Source organism: Streptomyces sp. NPDC058375 (genome assembly GCF_042723425.1).
In the GTDB taxonomy this organism is placed as follows: Bacteria; Actinomycetota; Actinomycetes; order Streptomycetales; family Streptomycetaceae; genus Streptomyces; species Streptomyces durocortorensis.
Genome location: NZ_JBHXJG010000285.1, coordinates 1 through 8,964, shown reverse-complemented (window position 1 = coordinate 8,964; position 8,964 = coordinate 1). Strand labels below are relative to the sequence as shown.

General features: G+C 71.5%; 2 protein-coding genes. One reads left to right on the top strand and one right to left on the bottom strand.

Annotation, left to right across the window (positions count from 1 at the left end):
* A partial coding sequence (locus ACFWM7_RS30685; protein WP_383266770.1) for an amino acid adenylation domain-containing protein occupies positions 1–8,237 on the bottom strand: 8,237 nt, incomplete at its 3' end.
* 160 nt (positions 8,238–8,397) lie between these two features.
* Here ACFWM7_RS30685 and ACFWM7_RS30680 point away from each other — a divergent pair.
* A partial coding sequence (locus ACFWM7_RS30680; protein WP_383266768.1) for a hypothetical protein occupies positions 8,398–8,964 on the top strand: 567 nt, incomplete at its 3' end.

The window sequence follows — 8,964 nt, the reverse complement described above, 5'->3', positions numbered from 1 at the left end:
GCCTCCGCGAACCACACCGCCCGCACCATCACCCCGGCCTCGGGCGCCAGCCCCTGCCGCGCCGCCGCAGCGGCCGCGCCGATGTCTCCGGCGCCCTCGTCGACGTGGAGGACATCGGCCGCCCGGACCGTGCCGGGAGCGGAGACGTCCAGGGACCAGGCACCGCCGCCCCGGACCAGCCGCGCACGCAGGGCGTCATGGTGGTCAAGGAGCACCTGGAGCGCCGCCTCGATCCGCTCGTACGTCGCACCCGCCGGAGTCCGCACCAGCATCGTCTGGTTGAACCCGTCGACCGGGCCGCCCAGTTCCCGCAGCCAGCCCACGATCGGCGTCTCCGGCGCCTCGCCCCGTCCTGCCTCCGGGTCCTCGACTGTCGGGGAGGACAGCGTCTCGGCGACCGCGGCCAGTGCGGCCGGGGTGCGGTGGTGGAAGACGTCACGGGGTGAGAGGACGAGGCCGGCCTTCCGTGCCCGGCTCACCAGCTGGATGGAGATGATGCTGTCGCCGCCCAGCTCGAAGAAGCCGTCATCCACCGACACATCCTCCACGCCCAGCAGTTCGGCGAAGATGCCGCAGAGAACCTCCTCCACCCGGGTGCCGGGCCGCCGTCCGCCGCTCGTTCCGGTGAACTCGGGTGCGGGGAGGGCCTTGCGGTCCAGCTTTCCGTTGACCGTCAACGGCAGGGCGTCCAGGACGACGAAGGCCGAGGGAACCATGTAGTCCGGCAGACGGCCGGCCACATCCGCCCGCATCACCGGAACGTCCACGCCGGCGTCGGCGTCGGTGGGGACGACGTAGGCCACCAGGCGCTTCACGCCCGGAGTGTCCTCCCGCACGACCACGGCGACTTGGCCGATGTGAGCGTGGGCCCCGACGGCCGTTTCGACCTCGCCCAGCTCGATACGGAAGCCCCGCACCTTGACCTGGTCGTCCGCACGCCCCAGGAACGCCAACTCACCATCAGACGTCCACCGCACCACATCACCCGTGCGGTACATCCGCCCACCGGCACCGCTGTACGGGTCCGCCACGAAGCGTTCAGCGGTCAGACCCGGACGCCCCAGATACCCCCGCGCCAGACCCGCACCCGACACGTAAAGCTCACCTGCCACACCGACCGGTACCGGCCGAAGCCCAGCATCCAGCACCCGCACCCGCGTGTTCGGCACGGCGGTGCCGATCACCGGCACCCCCGAACCCGCAACCAGGGGACCGGATGTCGTCGCCATGACCGTCGACTCCGTCGGACCATAGGCGTTGACCAGCCGGCGGCCGGGAGCCCACCGGTCCACCAGCTCCGCCGACGCCGCATCCCCACCGACCACCAACGACCGCAGGAACGGGTACTCACCCACCGGAACACTCGCCAAAGCCACCGGCGGAATCAACGCATGCGAGACCTCCAGCGACTCCAGAACCTCCGCCAGCACCTCACCCGCCAACGGACCCGCCGGACCCACCACCAACGCAGCACCCGCCGCGAACACCATCACCAGCTCCAACACCGAAGCATCGAAACTCGGTGAAGCGAACTGCAAAACACGGCTGCGACTGTCGACGGCGAACCGCTCCACCTCCGCCAGCGCGAAGCTCCCCAGCCCGGCGTGGGAGACCACCACACCCTTCGGCCGGCCCGTCGAACCCGACGTATAAATCACATACGCCGCACCCTCCGGAGCAACCACCACACCAGGACGCGAACTATCCACGTCAGGTTCCAGCAAAGGCAGTTCACGCAGCACAAGCGCAGGGTCCGCATCCTGCACCATGTACGCGATCCGCTCATCCGGATACTCCGGATCCACCGGCAGATACGCCGCCCCCGCCTTCAACACCGCCAGCTGCGCCACCACCATCTCCGCCGACCGCGGCAACACCAACGCCACCACCGACTCCGGCCCAACCCCTTGGCCCATCAACCACCACGCCAAACGGTTCGCCCGCTCCTCCACCTCCCCGTACGACCAACCGAACCCCTCACCCACCACCGCAAGCACGTCCGGCGACCGGTCCACCACCGCCTCGAACAACCCGTGGAACGTCACCGGCTCCACCAACCGCTCCGCGCCCGCCCACTCCCCCAGCACCCGGTCCCGCTCCACCGCACCCAGCACATCCACCGCACCGACCCGAACCCCCGGATCCGCGGCCACCGCCTCCAGCACACCCACCAAACGTCCGGCCAACCGCTCCACCGACACCCGATCGAACAGATCCACCGCGAACTCCACCGAGCCCACCAGACCCTCCACCGACTCCGCCAACGTGAACGACAGATCAAACTTCGCCGCGTTCAGACGGACGGGGTGGTGCCGGACGTCGACCCCCGGGAGGGCGAGGTCGGCGGACGGGATGTTCTGGAGCTGGAGGGAGACCTGGAAGAGCGGGTGACGGGACAGGGAGCGCTCGGGGTCCAGGACCTCGACCAGCCGCTCGAAGGGGACGTCCTGGTTGGCGTAGGCCGCCAGGTCCGTCTCCCGTACGCGCTCGACCAGCTCCCGGAACGTCGGATCACCCGACACATCCGTACGCAGCACCAGCGTGTTGATGAAGAAGCCGACCAGGTCGTCCAGGGCCTCGTCCGTGCGGCCGGCGATCGGCGAGCCGATCGGGATGTCCGCCCCCGCACCCAACCGGTGCAGCAGCGTGGCCAAGGCGGCCTGGAGCACCATGAAGAGGCTGGCGCCACTCTCGCGCGCCACTTCGGTGAGGCGGGCGTGCAGTTCGGCGGGGACGGCGAATTCCAGCGTCTCGCCGCGGTAGCTCATCTCCGGCGGGCGCGGCCGGTCCACCGGCAGCGGCAGTTCTTCCGGAAGCTCCGCCAACTGGCCACGCCAGTAGTCCACCTGACGGGACAGCTCGCTCACCGGATCACTCTCGTCGCCCAGCACCTCACGCTGCCACAACGTGTAATCCGCGTACTGCACCGGCAACGGAGCCCACTGCGGCTCGACACCCCCCACCAACGCCGCGTAGGCAGAGGACAGATCACCTGCCAGCGGGGCCAACGACCAGCCGTCGCCCGCGATGTGGTGCAGCACCACCAGCAGTACGTGCTCGTCCGGCGCCACCGTGAACAGGTGCGCCCGCACCGGGATCTCCCGGTCCAGCTCGAACCCCCGCGCCGCCGCCGCGCTCAAGGCCTCCGGCGTGAAGGGCGCCGTCTCCAGCACCGGGCGGGCCTCCGGGTCGGCCGGGTCCAGAATCAGCTGGCGGGGGCGGCCGTCCTCGTCGGGGAAGAGCGTGCGCAGGGCTTCGTGGCGCGCCACGACGGCGGTCAGCGCGCCGGCCAGGGCGTCGGTGTCGACCCGGCCGTCGAGGTGCAGGGACAGGCCCAGGTTGTAGGTGCCGCTGGGGCCCTCGAAGCGGTTGAGGAACCACATACGGCGCTGCGCGTGCGACAGCGGAACCTCTTCCGGACGCTCCCGGACCGTCAGCGCCGCACGCGCCTGACCCGCATCGCCCAGACGCTCCGCCAGCGCGGCCACCGTCGGCGCCTCGAACAGGGCCCGTACCGACAGCTCCGCGCCCAGGGACGAGCGGATCTGGCTGATCAGACGGGTGGCGAGCAGGGAGTGGCCGCCCAGGTCGAAGAAGCCGTCGTCGATGGAGACGGTCTCCAGCCCGAGGACGTCGGCGTACAGGCCGCACAGCACGGTCTCGCGGTGGGTGCGGGGTGCCCTTCCGGTGCTGAGGGCGGCGAAGTCGGGGGCCGGCAGGGCCTTGCGGTCCAGCTTGCCGTTGACCGTGACCGGGAGCCGGTCCAGGCTCAGGACGGCGGCGGGCACCATGTGGTCCGGCAGGGTCGCGGCCAGGTGTCCGCGGAGTTCGGCCGGGCCGGCGCCGGGGCGGGCCGGGTCGGCGGCGACGGTGTAGGCGACGATGCGGCGGTCGCCCGCCCGGTCCTCGCGGACGATCACCGCGGCCTGGGCGATGTCCTCATGGGCGAGGAGCCGGGTCTCGATCTCGCCCAGTTCGATGCGGAAGCCCCGGATCTTGACCTGGTCGTCGACCCGGCCGAGGTACTCCAGTTCGCCGTCGGTGTTCCAGCGGACGAGGTCCCCGGTGCGGTACATACGGGAGCCCGGCGCGCCGTGCGGGTCGGCGAGGAAGCGTTCGGCGGTGAGGGCGGGGCGGCCGTGGTAGCCGCGGGCGAGGCCGGAGCCGGTGAGGTAGAGCTCGCCGGGGACGCCCGGGGGCACCGGGTGGAGTCCGGCGTCGAGCACGTACACGCGGGTGTTGGTGATGGGACGCCCGATCGTGGGGGTGCCCCCTCCGGGGTGCTGGGGTGCGCTCATGGTGGCGCAGACGGTGGACTCGGTGGGGCCGTAGGCGTTGACCATGGTCCGGCCGTGGGCCCAGCGGTCCACCAGTTCGGCGGAGCAGGCCTCGCCGGCGGTGACGAGGGTCATCGTGGCGGGCAGCTGTGCGTCGCCCATCGCGGCCAGCACGACGGGGGGCAGGGTGGCGTGGGTGACGCGCTGCTCGGCGAGGAGCGTGGCGAGCGGTTCGCCGGCGGCGAGCCGGTCGGGGGACGGGACGACCAGGGCGGAGCCGTTGAGCAGGGTGCTCAGGATCTCCCACATGGACGCGTCGAAGCTGGGCGACGAGAACTGGAGGACCCGGTGGCCCGGCCCGGCCCCGAACGCGGTGCGGTGCGCGACGGCCATGCTGGCGACACCGGTGTGGCTGACGACGACCCCCTTGGGGCGGCCGGTGGAGCCGGAGGTGTAGATGACGTACGCCGCGTCCAGCGGGGCGAGGCCGGACTCCTGGTGGCCCTCGGCGGGCAGTTCGGCCCGGTCGAGGAGCAGTTGCTCGCATCCGTCGTCGGGCAGCGCGTCCCGGAGGGCCTCGGTGGTGATGACGAGGGCGGGGCGTGCGTCGTCCAGGATGTAGGCGATGCGCTCCGCCGGGTAGGCGGGGTCGACGGGTACGTAGGCGGCCCCGGCGGCCATCGTGGCGAGCAGGGCGACGACCGTGTCGGCGGAGCGGCCCAGTGCCACGGCCACCGAGGCTCCGCGGCGAACGCCCCGGTCGCGCAGGAGTGCGGCCAGTCGTCCGGCCCGGTCGGCGAGTTCGGCGTAGGTCAGGGTGGTGCCGCCCGCGACGAGGGCGACGGCGTCCGGAGTGGCGGCGGCCCGGGCGGCGAACAGCTCGGGTGCGGTGGCCTGGGGGACGGCCTGGGCCGTGTCGTTCCAGCCGGTGAGAATCTCGGCACGCTCGGCGTCCGCCAGCAGCTCGGCGGCGGCGATACGGCGGTCCGGGTCGGCGGTGACGGCCTGGAAGAGCCGCAGGAAGCGCTCCCCGATGCCGGCTGCGGTGGAGTGTTCGAAGAGGTCGCGGGCGTACTCGATCCGGACGTCGATCCCGGCGGCGTCGCCGTGGGGGGTGAAGCGCTCGCCGAGCCGGAACGCGAGGTCGAACTTGGCGGTGTCGGTCTCCAGGCCGCGCGCGGTCGCCGAGATGCCCGGCAGGTCGAGTACCGGGGCCTCGTTGTCCTCCAGGGCCAGGGTGACCTGGGCCAGCGGGTGGCGGGCGAGCGAGCGGGCCGGGTTGAGGATCTCCACGAGCCGTTCGAAGGGCACGTCCTGGTTGGCGTAGGCCGCCAGGTCCGTCTCCCGTACGCGCTCCACCAGCTCCCGGAACGTCGGATCACCGGACAGGTCGGTGCGCAGCACCAGCGTGTTCACGAAGAACCCGACCAGGTCGTCCAGCGCCCCGTCCGTACGGCCCGCGATCACCGTCCCCACCGGAACGTCCTCACCCGCACCCAGCCGGTGCAGAACAGCCGCCAGCACCGCCTGCGCCACCATGAACACACTCGCACCGGAGTCCTGGGCGAGGTCGCGCAGCCGGGTGTGGGTCTCGGGGTCGAGCCGGAGCGCGATGGTGCCGCCGCGGTGGCTCGCGGTCTCGGGGCGCGGCCGGTCGGCGGGCAGAGCCAGCTCTTCCGGCAGGTCCGCCAGCGTGCTGCGCCAGTGCGCGATCTGCTGGGCGAGGACGCTCGTCGGGTCCGTCTCGTCCCCGAGGAGGTCCTGCTGCCAGAGGGTGTAGTCGGCGTACTGCACGGGCAGCGGGGCGAACCGGGGTTCGGTGCCGTCCAGGCGGGCGGCGTAGGCGGCGGAGAGGTCGCGGGTGAAGGGGGCGACCGACCAGCCGTCACCCGCGATGTGGTGCACGACCACCAGCAGGACGTGCCGTTCGGGCGCGAGGGTGAACAGATGGGCGCGGACCGGAATCCGGGTGGCGAGGTCGAATCCCCGGTGGGCGGCGGCCGCCAGCTCCGCGCCGAGCCGGTCGTCGTCGGTCTCCGTGACGATCAGCTCGGGCAGCGCCTCGCCGGGGGCGAGTACGTGCTGGTACGGGGCGCCGTCGTGCACCGGGAAGACCGTGCGCAGGCTCTCGTGGCGGGCGACGACGTCGGCGAGGGCGGCCCGCAGTGCCCCGGTGTCCGGACGGCCGGCGAGCTCCACGGTGAGGCCGTCGTTGTAGGCGGCGTTGCCGTCCTGCATCTGGTTCAGGAACCACAGCCGGTTCTGCGCCGCCGACAGCGGCAGCCGCTCGGGCCGGGTGCGTGCGGTCAGGGCGGGGCGGGCTTCGGGGATGAGGCCGAGCGCCTGGGCGAGGGTGGCGACGGTGGCGTTCTCGAAGACCGTGCGCAGGGTCGGTTCGGCGTTCAGTTCCCGCCGGATGCGGCCGACCAGCCGGGTCACGTGGAGCGAACTTCCGCCCCTCAGGAAGAAGTTGTCGTCGACCGAGGTGACGTCCTCGCCGAGCACCTCGGAGAACAGGCGGCACAGCGCCTCTTCCTGCGGGGTGCTCGGGGCGCGGTGGCCGGCGGCCGCGGCAGCCGGTTCGGCCACCGTCGCGGGGCGGGGCGTACGGTGCCGTCCGGGCAGGTCCGCGATCAGCTCGGTGTCGCGTACGAGGGTGTCGACCCGGGTGTCCGGGGTGGCGGAGCCGAGCCGTCGCAGGAAGTCGAGGAAGGTCTGCTGGTAGGCGCGCAGAGCCTCTTCCTCGTACAGGTCCGGGTTGGCGTCGAAGTCGATCTGCAGGCCCGCGCCGGTACCCCGGTCGTAGACGATGAAGGAGATGTCGTCGGCCGGGCCGATGGAGAGGCTGTGGGCCCGGGCCGGGTGGCCGCCGAAGGCGACGTCGTAGTCGAACAGCATGATGTTGGCGTGCGGTCCGACGAGCCGGCGCTCGTCGGCGAGCATGCCGAGGTCCCGGCGGAGCCCCTCGAACGGGTAGCGCTGGTGCTTCATCGCCCCGCGCATCTCGTCGGAGACCCGGCCCAGCAGCTCGCCGACGGTGGCGTCCGGCGCGACGGCCGCACGGAGCGGCACCACGTTGGAGACCATGCCGGGGACGCTCCGGGCGGTCCGGCCGAGGCGGGTGGAGACCGGCAGGCCGAGTACAACCTCCGGGGCGCCGGTGAGCTGGGTCAGCCACACGGCCGCGGCGGCCACCAGGGCGGGCGGCCAGGTCACCGAGGCGTCGGAGGCCAGGGCGCGCAGCCGGTCGGTCTCGCCGGCGGTGAGGTGGGCGGTGCTGCGGACCAGGGAGCGGGCCAGGGTGGGCTGTTCACCGGAGAGGCTGACAGGCTCGGGGCACTCCTTGAGCCGGTCGATCCAGTAGGCGCGGTCCTTCGCGAACCGCTCGGAGTCCTGATAGTCGGCCTGGTACTCGGCGAGCCGTGCGAGCGGCTCGAAGGGGGTGGCGGGGATCTCCTCGCCCGCCGCCAGCGCGGAGTACACGTGAGCGGTGCGGCGGGTCACCATGTTGACGGTGAAGCCGTCGACCAGCAGGTGGTGGTATCGGTGCAGCCAGAAGTAGCGGTCCTCGGCGAGCTTGAAGAGGGCGAAGAGGAAGAGCCGGTCGCTCTCGGGGTCCAGGGGCGTGGCGGCGTCGGCTGCCATCCAGGCCCGGGCCGCGGCCTCCGGGTCGGGTTCGGCGCTGACGTCCACCCGGTGCAGGGACCAGTCGAGGCCGTCCGCCGGCAGCAGCACGGCGGCGGGGCCGCTCTCGCCGTCGATGAAGCGCAGCCGCAGGGTCTCGGCCTCCTCGACGACGCTGCGCAGGGCCTGCTCCAGAAGTCCGGCGTCGACCGGTCCCTCGATTTCGAGGAATTCCCCGATATTGAAGATCGTGTTCTGCGGGTCCAGCTGCTGTGCGTACCAGACGCCCGACTGGGCAGCGGTCAGAGACAGAAGGGCGCCCCGAACGTCAGACACAACAACTCACCCTCAATGCAGTAATGAATACGAAACTGCTGGACACACACCGACCCGGCCATGTCTAACAGTCTCGTTTCGGCGAGGACAACGATGACTGCAGAAAGCTGCCACGCCGTACCCGAGGACTGCCGTGGATGCGCGTGCTAGCGTCGCCGGCATGACCGGAGACAGGAAATCAGGGACGACCCTGCTCGATCAGCACATGCCGAAATGGCATTTCCGCGAGCATCATTGGGTGGCGGTGGACGCACCGCGTGACGAAGTGCTTCGGGCAGCACAGGAGATCACCTGGCGGGAGGCGCCGGTGGCACGCTTCTTCCTGGCCTTCACCCGTAACAAGCTGCGACCCGACGGCCGTGTGCTCGACGACTTCGCCATGGGCGGCGACACCGTACTCGCCCTGGATGAAGATGAGTTGCTGTACGGAGGAATCGGTTCGCCGGCCGGCCCCGTGACCCCGGACCGGCCCATGAGCGAGGCCTTCAGCGGCTACCGGGAGCCCGGCTGCACCAAGGTCGGCTTCAATATGCGCTATGCCGACGGGGTGCTGTCGACGGAGACCAGGATTCTCGCGACGGATGAGAAGACGCGGCGCAGCTTCGGCCGCTACTGGGTGGTCATCCGCATTCCGAGCGGCCTCATCAGAATAGCCTTGCTGGCCGCCGTGAAACGCCAGGTGGACGGCGGCAGAGGAAAGTCCGCGGACCGCCGCGCACAGCGGCGG